Below are 19079 nucleotides of genomic sequence, written 5' to 3'. Positions count from 1 at the left end.
AGAAAATGAGCACCGACACGGAAGTCTTCGGCCACCTGCCTTCCGGCGAACCGGTCCACCGCGTGACCCTCAGCGGTGGCGGGCTGACGGCGAAGGTTCTGAGCTGGGGGGCCGTCATCCAGGATCTCAGGCTCGAAGGCCATGCGCCGCCGCTCGTGCTCGGATTCGAGGATTTCGACAGCTATCCCGCCTATTCCTCCTATTTCGGCGCCACCCCCGGCCGCAATGCCAACCGGATCGGCGAAGGACGCTTCACCCTCGACGGCAAGGTCTATCAGCTCGAGCTCAACGAGAAGGGCGTCACGCATCTGCATGGCGGAAGCGACAATATCGGCAAGCGCAATTGGACGATCATCGCGAGGACCGGGGACAGCGTCACGCTCAGGATCACCGATCCCGACGGCCGGGCCGGCTATCCGGGCAACTGCACGATCACCTGCACCTATCGCCTGAAGCCGGGCGGCACGTTGAACGTCCTCTACGAATCGGCCACCGACGCGCCGACGCTCGCCAATTTATGCCAGCACAGCTACTTCAATCTCGACGGCAGCGTCGACGCGCTCGGGCATGACATCATGATCGCCGCCGACCACTACCTGCCGGTGGACGAGCATCTTATCCCGACCGGCGAGATCCGTCCGGTTGCAGGCACCGTCTTCGATCTCCGGGAAATGACCTCGATGCGGCGGCAGATGGACGGCAACGGGATTGCCTATGACCACAATTTCTGCCTCTCGCCCGAGCGCATGGAGAAGCGCTCGATAGCGCTGGTGCGCAGCATCGGGTCCGGCGTGACGCTGGAGGTGCTGACCACCGAGCCGGGGGTCCAGCTCTATACCGGCAGCAAGCTCAACGTCTCGGCTCCGGGTCTCGAAGGCCGCCCCTATGGCCCCTTCGCCGGCTTCTGCCTTGAAACCCAGATCTGGCCGGACGCCATCAATCACGACGGCTTCCCGAGGGCGGTGCTGCGCCCGGGCGAAACGCTCCGCCAGGAAACCGACTACGTTTTCACGAAAAGCTGAGCTTCAACCGGCGATCATCTCGCCCGCGAGCGGCACCGCCATGCGGGCGCGAATGTCCTCGGGCGGCAATCCCTCGGCGATTAGCACGTGCAGCTTGGCAAAGGCCGCCTCGAGCGTCATGTCGGCGCCCGACACCGCGCCGATGCGGGCAAGCGCGGCGCCTGTGGCATAGGTGTCCTGCGCCACCGCGCCGATCACGCATTGCGTCGTGTTGACCACCGTGACGCCGCGCTTGAGCGCCGCGCCGAGGGCGGCGAGCAGCCGCGCGTTTGCTTCCGGCACATTGCCGACGCCGTAGCTGCGCAGCACAACGCCTTTGAGCATCGGATCGGAGAGCACCGCCTCGACGACGCGCGGCGAAAGGCCGGGGTGGATGGTGATGACCGCCACGGCCTCCGGATCGAAATGGTCCGGCAGAAAGAAGGCCTTGGGCTCGGCGGCGAGCAACAGCTCCCGGCGCAGCACGATGTTGATGCCGGCCTCGGCGATCGCCGGATAATTGGGCGAGTCGAAGGCATCGAAGCGGTCGGTCGCGATCTTGCGGCTGCGGTTGCCGCGCAAGAGCTTGCGGCCGAAACAGAGGCCGACTTCGCGCAGCGGATACTGCGCGGCGAGGATCAGCGCCATCTCGAGATTTTCGAGCCCGTCGCTGCGCGGCGCCGTCAGCGGAATCTGCGCGCCCGTCAGGATCACGGGCTTGTCGAGGCCGCGCAGCATGAAGGAGAGCGCCGAAGCCGTCCACGCCATCGTGTCGGTGCCGTGCAGCACGACGAAGCCGTCATAGGCATCCCAGCGGCGGACGAGCTCGCCGGCAATGACCGGCCATTGCGCCGGCTGCAGATTGGCGCTGTCGATCAGGCTGTCGAGCTCGACGACATCGCAATCCGGGAGCGGCGTCGCCGAGGCCGTTTCGCCGAGCCTGCGCTTGAGCAGGGCGCCAAAGCCGGCCATCGGCTTGAGGCCGCCGGGCGCGGCTTCCATGCCGATGGTGCCGCCCGTATGCAGGATGAGGACGCGCCGGCTCATGCGATACCTGCTGCGGGACTGAGCATTGCCTGCGGGCTCAGCAACCGGTCGAGTTCCGCCGGCGTCAGCAGCCCTTCGGCCGCCACCAGTTCGCGCACGGTGGCGCCACTTGCAAGCGCCTCGGCGGCGATGCGCGTGGCGTTGGCGTAGCCGATATGCGGCACGAGAGCGGTCACGATCCCGATGCTCTGTTCCACGTGCCGGCGGCACTGCTCGCGATTGGCGCGGATGCCGCGGATGCAGCGCTCTTCGAGGATGCGGCAGGCGGTCGCCAGCATCTTGATCGATGAGAACAGGTTATAGACGATCAGCGGTTCCATGGCATTAAGCTGGAGCTGGCCGGCTTCGGCTGCCAGCGTCACGGCAAGGTCATTGCCGATGACCTGATAGGCAACCTGGTTCACCGCCTCGGGAATGACCGGATTGACCTTGCCGGGCATGATCGATGAGCCGGGCTGCATCGCCGGCAGCACGATCTCGCCGAGCCCGGCGCGCGGTCCGCTGGACAGGAGGCGCAGATCGTTGGCGAGCTTCGAAAGCTTGATGGCCAGCCGCTTGAGCAGGCCGGAAAAGAGCACGAAGGCACCCATGTCCGAGGTCGCCTCGATCAGGTTGGCGGCCGGCACCACCGGCTTGCCCGAAATCTCGGCGAGATGGCGAACCGCGAGAACGGCGTAGTCCGGGTGGGTGTTGAGGCCGGTGCCGATGGCGGTGCCGCCCAGATTGACCTCGCAGAGAAGACGCAGGATCTCGCCGATGCGATCGACGTCCTCGCCGAGATTGACGGCGAAGGCGTCGAATTCCTGGCCGAGCGTCATCGGCACCGCATCCTGAAGCTGGGTGCGGCCCATCTTGATGACGTCGGCGAACTCCCGCCCCTTTTCCGAAAGCGCCTGCTGCAGCGAAGCGATCGCCGCCACGAGCGGCTCGGCGGCGAATTGCAGGCCGAGGCAGACGGCGGTCGGATAGGCGTCGTTGGTCGATTGCGACCTGTTCACGTCGTCGTTGGGATGCAGATGCGCGTAGGCGCCCTTGGGGTGACCGAGCTTTTCGAGCGCGAGGTTGGCGATCACCTCGTTGGCGTTCATGTTGGTGGACGTGCCGGCGCCGCCCTGGATCAGATCGACGACGAATTGATCGTTGAGGCGGCCGGCGACGATCTCCTTGCAGGCGGCGATGATCGCCTCGGCCTTCTGCGGCGCGATGAGGCCGAGATCGCGATTGGCGCGAGCCGCCGCCGCCTTGACCATGGCGAGTGCTGCGACGAAATGCGGAAAATGGCTGATCGGCACGCCGGTGATCGGAAAGTTCTCGACGGCCCTCAGCGTCTGGACGCCGTACCAGGCGTCCGCCGGCACCTCCCGGTCGCCGAGCAGATCATGTTCGATACGCGTCATGTTCATGGGATTCGCTCGCGATGGATTGAAACGACGGGCCGGCGGTCCCGGCCCTGCACCAGTTTTAGAGCGGGAAACGGAAAATCGTCTGCGGTTTTCCGGCGCTTTCCCGCTCTACCTGCTCGTTTCGGTTGACGCTTAGGCGCGCGCGCTTCCGCCCGCTGCTACGGCTTCGGGTTCCTCGCGCCATGCCGTGCCGCTCCAGGCTTTGCGGTCGATGCCGGCATAGCCGAACCTTTCCGGATCGAAGACCGGCTCGCCGGCGTTCTTCGCAAGCTGGCTGTCGTAGTCCTGCATCAACTTCAGAGCGGGCTTGAAGAGCATGACGAGCGCGAAGAGATTGACGAGCGCCAGCAGGCCCATCGTGACGTCGGCAAAGGCGAAGATCGTGCCGAGGTCGGAGGTGGCGCCCCAGCCGCAGAGGCCGATCACCGCAATGCGATAGACGATGATCAGCGGCCTGTTCTGCCCGCCGAGCCAGGCAAGGCTGTTCTCGCCCAGATAGTAGTTGTAGATCATCGTGGTGAAACCGAAGAGCATCATCGCAATGCTGACGAAGACCCGGCCCCCTTCGCCGATATGGCCGGCCAGCGAGGCTTGTGCGAGTGCGATGCCGCCAACCTCCTCGGCACCCGGGCGATAGACGTCGCCGAGCAGGATGATGAAAGCGGTGCAGGAGCACACGATCAGCGTGTCGATGAAGACGGAGAAGGCCTGGACGACGCCCTGCGAGGCGGGATGCGGGACTTCGGCGACGGCCGCGACATTCGGGGCGCTGCCGAGCCCGGCTTCGTTGGAGAAGAGCCCGCGCCTGACGCCCATGACGATTGCCGCGCCGATGCCGCCGCCGACCGCCGGCTCCAGGCCGAAGGCGCTCTTGACGATCAGCATGAGCGTGGCGGGGAGCGCGTCGATGTTGAGCACGAGCACGACCAGGGCCATGGCGATGTAGCCGAGCGCCATCACCGGTACCAGCACGTCGGCAATGCGGGCAATGCGCCGGACGCCGCCGGCGATGATGATGCCGACCAGCACGGCGATGCCGAGGCCGATCGCCATCACCGGCACGCCGAAGGCGTCGTTGAGCGAGGTGGCGACCGCATAGGACTGCACGCCGTTGAAGCCGAAACCGAAAGTGACCAGCAGCAGCACCGAATAGAGGCCCGCAAGCCACTTCCAGCGCTCGCCGAGGCCGTGCGCGATGTAATAGGCCGGTCCGCCGCGATAGGTTCCATCCGGCTCGGCGCGCTTGTAGGCCTGCGCCAGGGTGCATTCGAAGAAGCTCGTCGCCATGCCGATGAGGCCGACGACCCACATCCAGAAGACCGCGCCCGGGCCGCCAAGGGTGATCGCCACGGCAACGCCGGCGATATTGCCGCCGCCGACGCGGCCGGCGACCGAGAGCATCAGCGCCTGGAAGGAGGAGAGATGGCCATCGGATCCGCTGGCGAAGGCCTGCCCGGACCCGAGAATGCGGAACATGCGTCCGAAATAGCGAAGCTGCACGAAACGCGAGGCAAAGGTGAACCACAGGCCGAGGCCGATCAGAACCACGATCAGCACCTTGCTCCACAAGAGATCATTGAGAAAATCGAGCATACATGTCCTCCCATTGCCGCCGGCGCGGGCGGCGCGCTGGATGGCTTCCCGGCCGGCGCCGAAAGCCTGATAGTCTCCCGCAATCGCTATGCCGGTTGAAACCCGGCGTTGCAATTTGCCGGCCTGTTGCCAATTGGCGCATTCTGGTGCAGGTTCCGCGCTAGAATGCGCTTTCGCTTTTTGGCGCTGGGGGAGGGAATGCATCAGGATTTCGCCGCCAATCTCCGGCTTCTGTGCAGCTATCGTGGCTCCATCGCCGAAGTCTGCCGGTTATTGAAGATCAACCGGCCGCAATTCAACCGCTATCTCGGCGGCCGGCACCTGCCTTCCGCGCATATCCTGCGGCGGCTCTGCGACTTCTTCGGTGTCGAGGAATATGAAATCCTGCTTCCGGCCGCCCGCTTCGCGGAACTGGTGCGGCTGCGCCCGCGCGCACCGCGCATCGACGCCGCCGCCAGTTCTCCCGAGGCCGCGCATTTCGGCCGGCTGAAAGCGATCGGCAGCGCCGGGCTGGAGAAGTATCTCGGCTATTATTTCGAGACCTATTGCTCGATGGCCTATCCGGGCAGGGTCCTGCGCAATCTCGTCCGCTTCGAGCAGCGCGAGGGCGGTGTCTTCTACCGCCGCAGCGAACGGCTCATCGAGCGGCCGGGCGAGAGGGCCTATCGCGCCGTCTATCGCGGCATGGCGCATTTCCTGACCGACCGCATTTTCCTCGTCGATTATGAAACGCTGACGGGATTGGAAATCAGCCAGACGATCCTGTTCCCTTCCTTCAAGAACCGGATCACGCGGCTCACCGGCCTGAAACTCGGCGTTTCCGGCAGCGGCGAGCGCATGCCCTGTTGCGCCCGGGTGGTCTACGACTATCTCGGCCACTCCGTCGACCTGCGCCAGGCGCTCTCTCTCTGCGGCCTCTACGCGCCGGACGACCCCCGCCTCGACGGCGCGCTGCGCACCGCCATCACCAACGACATCGCCCCCGGCGAAGCGCTGTTTCGGGCAAGGTTCGTTTGAAATACATCCCGGGAAGCCGCGGATTTCCAAGGGTTGCCTTCTTGGCAGGAGACAGCCAGGGCCAACAATGCTGAATGCAGGGGAATGCGCTGGCCAGCGGCAGCTATCACAATGATCGGTTGTGCCGCAGACATCGTTGCCACTCTTGCGCAATCGCTGTTGCCTCGCAATGCCCAGTTCAATAAGTTCCACGCGGGGCTAGCGTATCGGCGCGAGAATCGTACCCGATTTTCGGAAAGCTCGATGCGCGGATCAAAGTTGCAGCGACCTTTGCGCGTCTGAAAAGACGCGCGGCGCTGTAGGCGGCAAGGGGGCAATCATGTCGATCAAGGCGATAGAACATTCCGGAATCCAGGAGACGATCTCCGTCGTCCCGGCCGGAGAGGTTCCCAAGAAGATGGGCTCGTCCTTTTTCCGGGGCAGTGCCAGCAACTTCAATCCATACGGCTCCGATCACGTGAAGGACGGCTTCGCGTCGCGATTCCTCTTGAAGGGCTGGACGCCGGACAAGCCGTTCATCTCTCCCACCACGAATGTTACCGCCTTCGGGTCGTGCTTTGCCGAGAACATCAGCAAGCATCTTGCGAAGCTGGGATTCGACGTATCCAAGAACCGCGATCGCGACATCTACATTTCGTCGATGGGTGAGGGCCTGGTCAACGTCCACTCGATCACCCAGCAGTTTCGCTGGGCGCTCGAAGGCATAGCGCCGCCGACCAATCTATGGCACGGCTACAAGGCCGAAGAATTTGATCTGACGGAAGAAATCCGGACGCGCACCCGCGACGTGTTCCTGAAGACGGACGTCTTCATTCTGACATTCGGCCTGTCGGAAATCTGGTACGACGAGTTGACCGGCGGCGTTTTCTGGCGGGCCGTTCCGATGAAGCACTACGATTCGAGCCGGCATAAGTTCCGTGTTTGCACCTTCGACGAGACCAAGGCCTGCATCCAGGAGATCGTCACGCTCATCGGCGAACACGTGCCTCAGGCGAAGATCGTCGTCACCGTATCGCCAATTCCGCTAATTGCTACATTCCGGCCGATCGCCTGCCTGACGGCCAACTCGGCATCCAAGGCGATTATTCGGGCCGCCGTCGACGAGACGATCCGCGAGCGCGGCGATGAATGGGCGGACCGCCTTTATTATTTCCCCGCCTACGAGATCGTGAACGAGGCGTTTCCGAACCGTTTCGTCGAAGATGGCAGGCACCTGCAGAGCATGATCGTACCTGCGGTGATGCATTTGTTCCAGGCGACCTTTTGCGACACCGACCTCACGATCGAGCAAGCCGAGAAGATGCTGAAGCACGCCCGACTGCAGTCGGCCAATACTCTGGACGACCATGCGTTATTTTCACAGGCAAGATTTGCCTCGAGGTTCGGCGCGGCCGTCAGGCGTCTCCTCGGGCGCAAGAGGGTGGCCAAGTCTCGCTAGAGACGGGCATGCCGCGCTCAGGGGGAACAGAGTTTGCTCAACCGTCGCCACAAAGGCGAAGCGGAAGCGCGCTGTTGGGCCAAGCGTTTTCTAGCGCATCGGCCCGAAACTTGTACCCGATTTTCGGAAAGCTCGATGCGCAGATCAAAGAGCTACAGCGACCTTTGCGCGTCTGAAAAGACGCGCGGCGCTGTAAGCGTACGATCTACCGAAGGGGTGCCGGCACCCTCGACGCGGGGCGTGAATCCGGGGGGCATTTGGCTCGTCAGCTTCATGCAATACAAGCTGGGATATATCGACCTGGAGCAGAGGACCTTGCAAACCATCGACAACCCGTTCGGCACGAGGTTGTCACCCCTGTCTTAGGGACAGACTGTTACCTATGTCTTCGGGCTGGACAATGGCCGCTACTGCTACCCCCTGACGATCAGCGACCAGGCATCGCGCTACCTGCTCTTGTGCGAAGCGCTTGAATCGACCCGGGAGGAACCGGTCATCGAGGCCTTTGTCCGCCTCTTCAAGGAACGCGGCTTGCCGCTCGCCATCCGCAGCGACAACGGGCTGCCCTTCGCCTCGCCCAACGGCCTCTACAATTTGTCGAAGCTGTCGGTCTGGTGGCTGCGGCTTGGCATCGCCATCGAACGGATCAAACCCGGCCATCCGCAACAGAACGGGCGCCACGAGCGCATGCATCTGACCCTGAAGCGGGAGACGACGCGGCCGCCGGGTATAAATGCCCTGCAGCAGCAGGCGCGATTCGATGCTTTCCTTAGCGAATTCAATGAAGAGCGCCCCCACGAGGCGCTCGCCATGCGGATGCCGGCCGAGCTCTACACGCCTTCTTCAAGAGCCTATGACGGTCTGCCGGAGCTCGACTATCCCTTCCACGATCGCGACGTCCTCGTCACCGCCTGCGGCCGCATCTGCATGCATCGCAAGAAGATCAACATCTCGACCGTCATGGCCGGTCAGAGGCTTGGCATCAAGGAAGTCGAGGACGGAATTTGGCTCGTCAGCTTCATGCAATACAATCTGGGATATATCGACCTGGAGCAGAGAACCTTGCAAACCATCGACAACCCGTTCGGCACGAGGTTGTCACCCCTGTCTTAGGGACAGACTGTTACCTATGTCTTCGGGCTGGACAGAAGAAAACTGGAGCGGGCGAAGGGATTCGAACCCTCGACCCCAACCTTGGCAAGGTTGTGCTCTACCCCTGAGCTACACCCGCTCATCAGACCCAGGTCCGGGGTAGTCGGTGGACCGTGGGTTGCCGCCCCGTCTCGCGGCGACGGGCGGTATATGGACCAAGCCATTTTCAAATGCAACAGGGAAATGACGCCGATGCGAAGATTTTTTCGGCGCGCGGCGAAGCGCCGGGAGCGCCGCTTTTCCCTTCCCGCCTGAGGGCCGCGCTCCCCACAACTCGCGAAAGAACCGCTCGGCAACCGCCTGCATGACGCTCCGGCGCATGGGACCTGCCGCGCTCAAGATTGCGGAAGGCGGGCCTTCTCCGTAAGGAAAGGGAAAACGCAATGTCGAAAGGGAGCGAAACCATGAGCGAGGCACAGCCGAAGAATGCGGAGGATCTGTTCCGCTTTCTCGACGAACTTGGGATCAAGCATACGACCAAACGGCACGCGCCGGTCTTCACGGTCGCCGAATCGGTGGAGCTGCGCGACGAAATTGCGGGGGGACATACAAAAAACCTGTTCCTCAAGGACAAAAAGGACAATTATTTCCTCCTGACCGTCGAGGAGAATGCGACGGTGGACCTGAAGACCATTCATCAGACCATCGGCGCAGCAAGCAAGGTCTCTTTCGGCAAGCCGGAGAAGCTGATGGAATTTCTGGGCGTCATTCCCGGAGCGGTAACCGCGTTTGGTGCGATCAACGACACGGAAGGCAGGGTGAAGTTCGTTTTCGACGAGGCGCTGATGGAGTTCGATGTGATCAACTGCCATCCGCTCGCCAACGACCAGACGACCTCGATCGCGTCGAAGGACATGTTGCGCTTCATGGAGGCGACCGGCCACGAAGCGCTTGTCTTGAAAGTGTCGGCCTGACATACGATCTTTGGCGCGGAACGCATGACGTCGGGCGAAGCCCGCAAGGAGAGAAGAATGGGCGGTAGCGACAATCCCTATGCAGGATCTTTCGGCAACCAGATGACGGCTTCGGCCTCGTTCGGTGGCCAGCCGGCGCCGAGCGGCGCGGGCGACCTCATCAAGGAGACGACGACCGCCACCTTCGCCCGCGACGTTGTCGAGGCGTCGCGCCAGCAGCCGGTCCTGGTCGATTTCTGGGCGCCCTGGTGCGGGCCGTGCAAGCAACTGACCCCGGTGATCGAGAAGGTGGTCAAGGAAGCCGCCGGCCGGGTGAAACTCGTCAAGATGAACATCGACGACCATCCCTCGATTGCCGGCCAGCTCGGCATTCAGTCGATCCCGGCCGTCATCGCCTTCGTCGGCGGCCGTCCGGTCGACGGTTTCATGGGCGCCGTGCCGGAGAGCCAGATCAAGCAATTCATCGACCGGATCGCCGGCCCGGCCGTGGACGACGCCAAGGCCGAAGTCGAGGCCCTGCTTGCGGAAGCCAAGACGCTGATCGATGCCGGCGATGCGCAGAACGCCGCCGGTCTCTATGGTGCCGTGTTGCAGGCTGATCCGGAGAACCCGGAGGCGATCGCCGGGATGATCGAGTGCATGATTGCCCTTGGGCAGCTTGCCGAAGCGCGCCAGGCGCTTTCGCAATTGCCGGAAGAGCTCGCCAAGGCCGCTGCCGTCTCCGCCGCGTCGAAAAAGCTGGACCAGATCGAGGAAGCGCGCAAGCTCGGCGACCCCGTGGCGCTGGAGCACCGGCTTGCCCTCGAGCCGGACGATCACGCGGCAAGGCTGAAGCTCGCGAAGATCCGCAACGTCGAGGGCGACAGAGCTGCGGCCGCCGACCACCTTCTGATGATCATGAAGCGGGATCGCGACTTCGAGGACGACGCCGCTCGCCGCGAGCTCCTGAATTTCTTCGAGGTATGGGGGCCGAAGGATCCGGCGACGATCGCCGCCCGGCGCAAGCTTTCGGCGCTGCTCTTTTCCTGAATGGAAGCAGCGGCGTCGTTGAGCTGTTTTTGCGCCTTCGATGCCCGTTTTTCCCTTGAGATTTTCGAGGGGCGCACCATTTGTTGAGCCTGGGGACCGCGCGGGAATCACGAGGAGGCGCGGCCGGGCAGTTATCTGCAGGGTCCGGAAGAATGCATGTCGGAAATGCGCGTTACCTCGGTCCGCAGGACTTGCCGGATATAATTCCGGTATTTCCGCTGACGGGTGCGCTCCTGCTTCCAGGCGCACAACTTCCGCTCAATATTTTCGAACCGCGCTATATCGCCATGTTTGACGACGCTCTCGCCGGCGATCGGCTGATCGGCATCGTCCAGCCCTCCTTTTCCGGGGGGCGCAGCGATATCGCGTCGGGCCCGGTTCCGGCCCTTTGCCAGGTGGGCTGCATCGGCCGCATCACCTCCTTCGCGGAGACCGGTGACGGGCGCTACATCACTTCCCTCACCGGCGTCTGCCGTTTTCGCCTCTTTGCCGAAGTCGCTGGAGCCCGCGGCTATCGCCGCTTTCGCATAGGTCCGTTCGGCGCCGATCTCGAAGGTCCGGAGGACGAGGGGCTCGTCGATCGTGAGGCTCTTCTCGCCGCCTTCCGCGCCTATCTCGATGCCAACAAGCTGGAAGCGGACTGGGAAAGCGTCGAGCGGGCGAGCAACCGGACCCTGGTGAATTCCATGGCGATGATGTCCCCCTACGGGCCGGCGGAAAAGCAGGCGCTGCTCGAGGCTCCGGACCTGAAGACCCGCGCCGAGACGCTGATCGCCATCACCGAGATCGTGCTTGCCCGCAATTTCGGCGATCCGGACAACATTCTGCAGTAACGTGCAACCATGGACATCAACGCCAGCAAGGTCGACCCGAAACTGCTCGAACTGCTTGTCTGTCCGCTGACGAAAGGGCGCCTCAGCTACGACGCGGAAGCCAATGAACTGGTCTCGGAAAAGGCGCGCCTCGCCTATCCGATCCGCGACGGCGTGCCGATCATGCTGGTTTCCGAGGCGCGCAAGATCGAGGGCTGAGGGCTGCTCTGCAGCTGGAATTTCCCCTATCGTCGGTTGTAATTTGCCCCTCTCCCCGGGTTTAACCGGAGGCCGAGCGGGCGCCGCTTGTCCCTTCTCCCCGCTTGCGGGGAGAAGGTGCCGGTCCACCCTCCGCAGCTGCTGCGGAGGACGGGCAGGCGGATGAGGGGCGGACCGCGACACACCCCCATGTTTTTCCTAAATCGGCTCGCCGGCGAGCAGGCGCGGGTCGCTGCGGCCGGCGGTGCCGGCGGCCTGGCGGATGAAGAAATTCTTGAGCGGCGGCAGGCGATCGACCAGGCCGAGGCCGACATCGCGGGCGATCCTGACCGGTATGATGTCGTTGGAGAACAGCCGGTTCAGCACGTCCGTGGTGACCCCCATGCGGAACGTGTCGAAGCGCCGCCAGGTCTGATAGCGCTCCAGCACCGCGAGCGAGCCGATGTCGAGCCCGAGGCGGTCGGCCTCGACGATGGTTTCGGCAAGCGCCGCCACATCCTTGAAGCCGAGATTGAGCCCCTGGCCGGAGATCGGGTGAATGCCATGGGCGGCGTCGCCCGCCAGCGCAAGGCGGGGCGCGACGAACTCGCGCGCGAGCGTCAGTCCGAGCGGAAAGGCCCGGCGGCCGCCGACGACCTTGAGGTGACCGAGCTTGTGGCCGAAGCGCCGCTCCAGCTCCTCCTGGAACAGGAAATCGTCGCCCTTGACCAGGCGTTCGGCATCGAACGTGCGCTCAGTCCAGACGAGCGACGATCGGTTGTTCTTGAGCGGGAGGGTTGCGAAGGGACCGGCCGGCAGGAAATGCTCCTCCGCGGTGCCGTTATGCGGGCGCTCGTGCTCGACGGTGGTGACGATGCCCGACTGACCGTAGTCGAACTCGACGACCTTGATGCCGGCCGCTTCCCGGAGCTTCGAGCGCACGCCGTCACAGGCGACCAGAAGCCGCGCCTCCAGTTCCTCGCCACCGCCGAGCGTCACCGCGACCGCATGATCGCTCGACTGGAAGCTTTCCACCATCGTCGATTGCCGGATCGCAACGCCGAGATCCGCGCAGGCGTCGCGCAGCGCCCCCACCAGGGCCGTGTTCGGCACCATATGGGCGAAGGGCCGTCCTTCGCCGCCGTCGCCTTCGAAGGTCAGAAAGACCGGGCGCACCGGATCGGCCGCTTTCGAATCGGTGATCACCATCTTCAGGATCGGCTCGGCCTCGGGCGCGATTGCGCTCCAGACGCCGAGAATGTCGAGCATGCGCTCGGCGGCCAGCGCAACCGCGGAAGCGCGCTCGTCCTTTTCCCAGGCGCCTTCCGGCGCGCCATCGGCGACCAGGACGTCGAGATGGGGCGCGGACTTCTTCAACGATACGGCAAGCGACAGGCCGACATAGCCGCCTCCGGCAATCAACACGTCGATCATCCCGTCACTCCCATCGCACTTGAGCATCATCTCTCGCCTATATAGATCAATGCAATCGCTGTTCCTACCATCGGAGACCGCCGAAATGTCGCGCCCAGCCGAGACCGTCACCCCCATGGACGCGCTGCTTCAGATCCTCGATCTGGAGAAGCTGGAAGAAAACCTGTTTCGCGGCTTGAGCCCGCAGGTTGGCTGGCAGCGTGTGTTCGGCGGCCAGGTGATCGGCCAGGCGCTGGTCGCCGCCCAACGCACCGTCGACCAGCGGCGTTATGTCCATTCCCTGCACGCCTATTTCATGCGGCCCGGCGATCCGTCCGTGCCGATCATCTACGAGGTCGACCGCATCCGCGACGGATCGAGCTTCGCGACCCGGCGGGTGGTGGCGATCCAGCACGGCAAGGCGATTTTCTCGATGTCGGCCTCCTTCCAGTACGACGAGGACGGTTTCGAGCATCAGTTCAAGATGCCGGACGTGCCGATGCCGGAGGACCTGCCGGGTGAAAAGGAGCTGAAGGAGAAGTACCTCGTTCAGGCGCCCGAGGCGATCCGCCGCTACTTCGAGCGGCCGCGGCCGATCGAAATCCGGCCCGTATCGCTGGAGGACTATTTTTCGCGCCGGAAAACGCCGAGGAACGAACCGCTGCAGGACGGAGCGCTTCCGACGCAGCGAGTCTGGGTGAAGGCGGTGGGCGCCGTGCCCGACGAGCGCCATCTGCAGGCGGCGATCCTTGCCTATCTCTCCGACATGACGCTCCTCGACACCTCACTCTATGCCCACGGCACGTCCGTGTTCGACCGCACGCTGCAGGTCGCAAGCCTCGACCACGCCATGTGGTTCCACCGTCCCTCCAAGATGGACGATTGGCTGCTTTACGCCCAGGACAGCCCGAATGCGCATGGCGCGCGCGGCATGACCCGCGGCAGCCTGTTCGATCGCTCAGGCGTGTTGATCGCCTCCGTGGCGCAAGAGGGATTGATTCGCAAAAAGGCAATTGAATAAACAATATGCAATTTTGAGATTTTGCACATTTATTAGTCAAAATGACTGGCGTCTTTTTTAGCATTTAGCGGCCGAAGCCGCGCGAAATGCGGTTTTTTCGTGTCTTTTCCGCCCATTCGTCCTTCGTCTTCGAATCTGGCACGCCCCTTGAATGTAGCCTTTCGGTTGCCCGGCGCTTCAGCGCTTAAGCAGCAAGGAGAGACGGCCTCCGACCGGAGGCAGACAAGGATGGGAAACCGATGAAAATTGTGATGGCCATTATCAAGCCGTTCAAGCTCGATGAGGTTCGCGAAGCCCTCACTGCCGTTGGCATCCAGGGTTTGACCGTAACCGAAGTGAAGGGTTACGGCCGCCAGAAGGGGCATACCGAAATTTACCGTGGTACCGAATATGCCGTGAGCTTCCTGCCGAAGCTGAAGGTCGAGATCGCGGTTCCGTCGGAGATCGTCGACAAGGCCGTGGATGCGATCGCCTCGGCAGCCAAGACGGGTCAGATCGGCGACGGCAAGATCTTCGTCTATTCGATTGACCACGCCGTGCGCATCCGCACCGGCGAAACCGACTCAGAAGCGCTGTAAGCCACGCCGTTCAGGGAGCATTATTCGATGTCCTCACATTACCTTTCCACCTCTCTTCGACGCGTGGGCGCAACCGCTGCCGCCTTGCTCGCGCCGGTCGTTGCCTTCGCCCAGGAAGCGGCTCCCGCCGCCGCCGAGGCCGCCGCTGCCGCACCGGTTCCGGACAAGGGCGACACCACGTTCATGTTCATCTCGACGCTGCTCGTTCTCTTCATGCTGATCCCGGGCCTTGCGCTCTTCTACGGCGGCCTCGTGCGCGCAAAGAACATGCTCTCCGTGCTGATGCAGTGCACCGTCGTCGGCGCCGCGATGATGATCGTCTGGGTGATCTACGGCTACTCGTTCGCCTTCGGAGGTTCTGAGAGCGCCTATTTCGGCGGCTTTGCCAAGCTCTTCCTCGCAGGCGTGACGGTCGACAGCACCGCTGCGACGTTCACCGACGGCGTCGTCATCCCGGAATACATCTTCATGCTGTTCCAGATGACCTTCGCCGCGATCACTCCAGCGCTCATCGTCGGCGCCTTTGCCGAGCGCATCAAGTTCTCGGCGGCGGTCCTCTTCTCCGTCCTTTGGGCGACCTTCGTCTATTTCCCGATCGCCCATATGGTCTGGGACGGCAATGGTCTCCTGTTCAACATGGGCGCGCTCGACTTTGCCGGCGGCACCGTCGTGCACATCAATGCCGGGATCGCCGGGCTCGTCGGTGCGATCATGGTCGGCAAGCGCACGGGCTACGGCCGTGACATGATGGCACCGCATTCGATGACGCTGACCCTCGTCGGCGCGGCCATGCTGTGGTTCGGCTGGTTCGGCTTCAATGCCGGCTCCAACCTCGAGGCATCCGGCGGCGCAGTGCTTGCGACGGTCAATACCTTCCTCGCGACCGCCGCGGCAGTCCTGTCCTGGTGCGTCGTCGAAACCCTGACCCGCGGCAAGGCTTCCATGCTCGGCGCCGCTTCCGGCATGATCGCCGGTCTCGTCGCCATCACCCCGGCCGCCGGCATTGCCGGGCCGATGGGCGCAATCATCATGGGCCTCGCCGTCTCGCCGCTCTGCTATTTCTTCGTCTCGGTCATCAAGAACAAGTTCGGCTATGACGATACGGCGGACGTCTTCGGCGTGCACGGCGTCGGCGGCTTCTTCGGCGCACTGGCAACCGGTATCTTCGCCTCCTCGTCGCTCGGCGGCATTGGCTATGCCGAGGGCGTTTCCATGGGCGGCCAGTTCATGACCCAGCTTACCGCCGTCGTCATCACGATCGTCTGGTGCGGCATCGTTTCCGCCATCCTCTACAAGGTGGTCGACGCGATCGTCGGTCTGCGTGTGACGGTCGAGGCGGAACGCGAAGGTCTCGACCTCTCCTCTCACGGCGAGGCCGCCTACCACGTCAGCTAAGCGGATCGCGGCGCCGGCAACGGCACCGCCGACAGTCCCGTCGCGGTCCGCATTCCTGCGGATCGCCCTTGGCCCGGATCCTCGCGATCCGGGCTTTTTTCTGGTCAGCACGTCCTCCACCGCAATCTCGTTCGCACACGCGCATGGTTAATGTCGCATTAACCGACCTCCGCTTAGGTTGCTCCCATGGCACGCAATGTGTCCGGAGCGTTCCGATTCGGCGCCGATGTCGGCAGGACGGGCGGCATGTTCCGGAATCAACATCGACCGGAACGGTGTTCCCCGACCCGGGGTGGCGCTCCGGCAGATCGAAACGGGCAGCAGGCAACATGAGCAGAAGCAATACCGCAACGCTTGACAGCCGTTCAAACCGGTTTGTGCTGAGCACCTTCCTCTGGCGCCAGCTGGCGTCGCTGGCGGGATTTGCGCTTTTCCTTGCGCTGGCGCTCGCGGTTGCTGCACTCTCGACCTGGAATGTTTCGGATCCGAGCTTTTCCTATGCCACGTCGTCGGAGCCGACCAACCTGCTCGGCTATGGCGGCGCGGCTTTCGCGGACATCTTCATGCAGTTCTTCGGCCTGGCCAGCGTCGTGGCGCTTTTGCCGGTCGTGGCCTGGGCTCTCGTCCTGATCGGCAACAAGCCCTTCGACAAAGCCCTGAAGCGGCTCGGTTTCTGGTTCCTCGGATCGGTGCTGGCAAGCGCGGCGCTGAGCTGCGTGCCGGCACCGGTCACCTGGCCTTTGCCGAACGGCCTCGGCGGCGTGTTCGGCGATATGATCCTGCGCTTTCCGGCACTTTTCACCGGTGCCTTCCCGACCGGCACCTTCGCGACCGTGCTCGCCTGCCTCCTTTCCGCGCCGGCCGCCGGTGCGCTCGTCTACAGCGCCGGCCTCATCGGAGTCAGCGAAGAGGACGAGGAGGAGCCCGTGGCGGAGCCGGCGGCGAGCAAGGCGCGCACGATACGGGACGAACTCGAGGACGAGGATGACGAAGGTCCGCTGACCCTGTTGATGGGCTCGCTCGCCCATATGCGTTTCACCGCACAGGCGCGTCTGCGCCGGGCCTTCGGCATGAGTGGCTCCCGCTCCGCCAAACGGCCGGACGACCCTTATGATTTCAACGACGATGAATTTGGCACGCTGAACGAGCCCGTGCGGCCGAAGGCGGTCGCGGCCGCCGACCGCGTCGAACCGTCGCTCGATCGCACCGAGCGCCGCATCGTAAGGCCGCCGTCAATCGTCATCGACGACGACGATCCGCCCTTCGACATCGACGAACGGCGCCCCGCCGGTATTCTTCCGGACGACGAGGAAGATGTCGCCGCCGACTGGGCACCGCAGGCCGCCCCGCCGAAGGCCTTGATCGCGCCGGCGGGATCACGCGTCGCCGCACCGGTACCGCGGCCGAAGAGCGGCCAGCGCATCGAGCGCGAGGCGCAGCGCTCCTTCGTCGACGACGACGGCGATTTCGCGCTTCCGCCGATCCATTTTCTCGCGGAGCCGAAAAATGTCGCGCGCGATGTCTCGCTTTCGGCGGACGCGCTCGAGCAGAATGCCCGTATGCTCGAAGGTGTGCTCGAGGATTTCGGCGTCAAGGGCGAGATCATCCACGTCCGCCCCGGCCCCGTCGTGACGCTCTACGAGCTCGAGCCCGCGCCCGGCATCAAGTCATCGCGCGTCATCGGCCTCGCCGATGACATCGCCCGATCGATGAGCGCGATCGCCGCCCGCGTCGCCGTCGTGCCGGGCCGCAACGCGATCGGCATCGAACTGCCGAACCAGCGACGCGAGATGGTGTATCTGCGCGAACTGATCGGCTCGCGCGACTTCGAAACGACCAAGACCAAGCTCGCCATGGCGCTCGGCAAGACCATCGGCGGCGAGCCGGTCATCGCCGACCTTGCCAAGATGCCGCATCTGCTCGTCGCCGGCACCACCGGTTCCGGCAAGTCGGTGGCGATCAATACCATGATCCTGTCGCTGCTCTACCGGCTCACCCCGGAGCAATGCCGGCTGATCATGATCGATCCGAAGATGCTGGAACTCTCCGTCTATGACGGCATTCCGCACCTGCTCTCGCCGGTCGTGACCGACCCGAAGAAGGCGGTCGTGGCGCTGAAATGGACCGTTCGCGAGATGGAGGAACGCTACAAGAAGATGTCCAAGATCGGCGTGCGCAACGTCGACGGCTTCAATAGTCGCGTGGAGCAGGCGCTTGCCAGGGGCGAGGCAATCACCCGCACGGTCCAGACCGGCTTCGACCGCCAGACCGGCGAGGCGATCTACGAAACGGAAGAGTTCGACCTTTCGCCAATGCCCTACATCGTCGTCATCATCGACGAGATGGCCGATCTGATGATGGTTGCCGGCAAGGACATCGAGGGCGCCGTGCAACGGCTTGCCCAGATGGCGCGCGCGGCCGGCATTCATGTTGTCATGGCGACGCAGCGCCCTTCGGTCGACGTTATCACGGGCACGATCAAGGCGAACTTCCCGACCCGGATCTCCTTCCAGGTGACGTCGAAGATCGACAGCCGTACGATCCTCGGCGAGCAGGGGGCGGAGCAGCTGCTCGGGCAGGGCGACATGCTCTACATGGCCGGCGGCGGGCGCATCCAGCGCGTGCACGGGCCCTTCGTTTCCGACATGGAGGTCGAGGAAGTCGTCGCCTATCTGAAGACTCAAGGGACGCCGCAATATCTCGACGCGATCACCGAGGACGACGAGGAGGACGGCGAGGGCGGCCCGGCGGGAACATCCAATCTCGCCGATTCCGAGGACCCCTACGACCAAGCGGTGGCGATCGTGCTGCGCGACGGCAAGGCCTCGACGTCCTACGTGCAGCGGCGGCTCGGCATAGGCTATAATCGGGCCGCCTCGCTGATCGAAAGGATGGAGCAGGAGGGGATCATCGGTCCGGCGAACCACGCCGGCAAGCGGGAGATCCTGGTGCCGACGGAAGCGGAGATTTCCGGCCGCTGACCCGGACTTCCTCCCGCCGGTCACGATCATTTGAACATGTAGCGTGCCCAGGTCCGCCAACGCCTTGAAGAGGCCCCACTTGCGCTC

15 protein-coding genes, 1 tRNA gene and 1 pseudogene are annotated in these 19079 nt (G+C 63.8%); 12 read left to right on the top strand and 5 right to left on the bottom strand.

Annotation, left to right across the window (positions count from 1 at the left end):
- The first annotated feature begins 5 nt into the window (after window positions 1-5).
- Complete coding sequence (locus tag EKH55_RS14960; RefSeq protein WP_151611712.1) at window positions 6-1022, top strand: aldose epimerase family protein; 1017 nt, start codon at window positions 6-8, stop codon at window positions 1020-1022.
- Window positions 1023-1025: 3 nt separating this feature from the next.
- Here EKH55_RS14960 and EKH55_RS14955 read toward each other — a convergent pair whose 3' ends face one another.
- The 3 genes from EKH55_RS14955 to EKH55_RS14945 all read right to left on the bottom strand — a co-directional run bounded on the left by EKH55_RS14955 (window position 1026) and on the right by EKH55_RS14945 (window position 5044).
- Window positions 1026-2048: a type I asparaginase gene (locus EKH55_RS14955; RefSeq protein WP_069458743.1), complete on the bottom strand. Its 1023-nt coding sequence runs from the start codon at window positions 2046-2048 to the stop codon at window positions 1026-1028.
- Window positions 2045-3451, bottom strand: coding sequence for an aspartate ammonia-lyase (aspA, locus tag EKH55_RS14950; RefSeq protein WP_151611711.1), 1407 nt, complete (start codon window positions 3449-3451; stop codon window positions 2045-2047). Before aspA ends, EKH55_RS14955 begins: the two co-directional genes overlap by 4 nt.
- Before the next feature lie 132 nt (window positions 3452-3583).
- On the bottom strand, window positions 3584-5044 hold the full coding sequence (locus EKH55_RS14945; protein ID WP_151611710.1) for an alanine/glycine:cation symporter family protein: 1461 nt from the start codon (window positions 5042-5044) through the stop codon (window positions 3584-3586).
- A gap of 198 nt (window positions 5045-5242) precedes the next feature.
- Between EKH55_RS14945 and EKH55_RS14940 the strand changes: the two genes are divergently transcribed.
- The 3 genes and pseudogenes from EKH55_RS14940 to EKH55_RS14920 form a co-directional block, all read left to right on the top strand.
- Window positions 5243-6061 carry a helix-turn-helix domain-containing protein gene (locus tag EKH55_RS14940; RefSeq protein WP_151611709.1) on the top strand — a complete coding sequence of 273 codons (819 nt, stop codon included), beginning with the start codon at window positions 5243-5245 and terminating at the stop codon, window positions 6059-6061.
- A 319-nt stretch (window positions 6062-6380) separates the two neighbouring features.
- A complete protein-coding gene (locus tag EKH55_RS14930) occupies window positions 6381-7499 on the top strand; it encodes a GSCFA domain-containing protein (protein ID WP_151611707.1) in 1119 nt (372 codons plus the stop codon).
- Between the two features lie 387 nt (window positions 7500-7886).
- Window positions 7887-8612, top strand: a pseudogene (locus tag EKH55_RS14920) (integrase core domain-containing protein); the annotation flags it as partial.
- A gap of 43 nt (window positions 8613-8655) precedes the next feature.
- On the opposite strand, the gene EKH55_RS14915 reads toward EKH55_RS14920, so the two are convergent.
- Window positions 8656-8730, bottom strand: a tRNA-Gly gene (locus tag EKH55_RS14915).
- 325 nt (window positions 8731-9055) lie between these two features.
- On the opposite strand from EKH55_RS14915, the gene EKH55_RS14910 reads away from it, so the two are divergent.
- The 4 genes from EKH55_RS14910 (at window position 9056) to EKH55_RS14895 (ending at window position 11625) form a co-directional block, all read left to right on the top strand.
- On the top strand, window positions 9056-9565 hold the full coding sequence (locus tag EKH55_RS14910; protein WP_151611705.1) for a prolyl-tRNA synthetase associated domain-containing protein: 510 nt from the start codon (window positions 9056-9058) through the stop codon (window positions 9563-9565).
- Window positions 9566-9622: 57 nt separating this feature from the next.
- On the top strand, window positions 9623-10594 hold the full coding sequence (gene trxA, locus EKH55_RS14905) for a thioredoxin (protein WP_069458738.1): 972 nt from the start codon (window positions 9623-9625) through the stop codon (window positions 10592-10594).
- A 152-nt stretch (window positions 10595-10746) separates the two neighbouring features.
- Window positions 10747-11427, top strand: coding sequence for an LON peptidase substrate-binding domain-containing protein (locus EKH55_RS14900; protein ID WP_151611704.1), 681 nt, complete (start codon window positions 10747-10749; stop codon window positions 11425-11427).
- Window positions 11428-11436: 9 nt separating this feature from the next.
- Entirely contained in the window at window positions 11437-11625 is a 189-nt protein-coding gene (locus EKH55_RS14895) for a Trm112 family protein (RefSeq protein ID WP_034852960.1), read from the top strand.
- Window positions 11626-11823: 198 nt separating this feature from the next.
- Here the strand turns inward: EKH55_RS14895 and EKH55_RS14890 are convergent, their stop codons facing one another.
- The gene (locus EKH55_RS14890; RefSeq protein ID WP_151611703.1) at window positions 11824-13038 is read right to left on the bottom strand and encodes a ubiquinone biosynthesis hydroxylase; all 1215 of its coding nucleotides are present in this window, start codon (window positions 13036-13038) and stop codon (window positions 11824-11826) included.
- 85 nt (window positions 13039-13123) lie between these two features.
- Here EKH55_RS14890 and tesB point away from each other — a divergent pair, with 85 nt between their 5' ends.
- From tesB to EKH55_RS14870, 4 genes are all read left to right on the top strand, one after another.
- Window positions 13124-14038 (top strand): acyl-CoA thioesterase II, encoded by a 915-nt coding sequence (tesB, locus tag EKH55_RS14885; RefSeq protein ID WP_069458735.1) that lies wholly within the window; start codon window positions 13124-13126, stop codon window positions 14036-14038.
- A 239-nt stretch (window positions 14039-14277) separates the two neighbouring features.
- Window positions 14278-14616: a P-II family nitrogen regulator gene (locus EKH55_RS14880; RefSeq protein ID WP_034852964.1), complete on the top strand. Its 339-nt coding sequence runs from the start codon at window positions 14278-14280 to the stop codon at window positions 14614-14616.
- 27 nt (window positions 14617-14643) lie between these two features.
- Window positions 14644-16011, top strand: coding sequence for an ammonium transporter (locus EKH55_RS14875; RefSeq protein ID WP_151611702.1), 1368 nt, complete (start codon window positions 14644-14646; stop codon window positions 16009-16011).
- 329 nt (window positions 16012-16340) lie between these two features.
- Window positions 16341-18992 carry an FtsK/SpoIIIE family DNA translocase gene (locus EKH55_RS14870; RefSeq protein WP_151611701.1) on the top strand — a complete coding sequence of 884 codons (2652 nt, stop codon included), beginning with the start codon at window positions 16341-16343 and terminating at the stop codon, window positions 18990-18992.
- Window positions 18993-19079: the final 87 nt, after the last annotated feature.

It is taken from the genome of Sinorhizobium alkalisoli (assembly GCF_008932245.1).
Taxonomy (GTDB): domain Bacteria; phylum Pseudomonadota; class Alphaproteobacteria; order Rhizobiales; family Rhizobiaceae; genus Sinorhizobium; species Sinorhizobium alkalisoli.
Note: the sequence above shows the minus strand (reverse complement) of the source record. Positions and strands in the feature narration are given on the sequence as shown.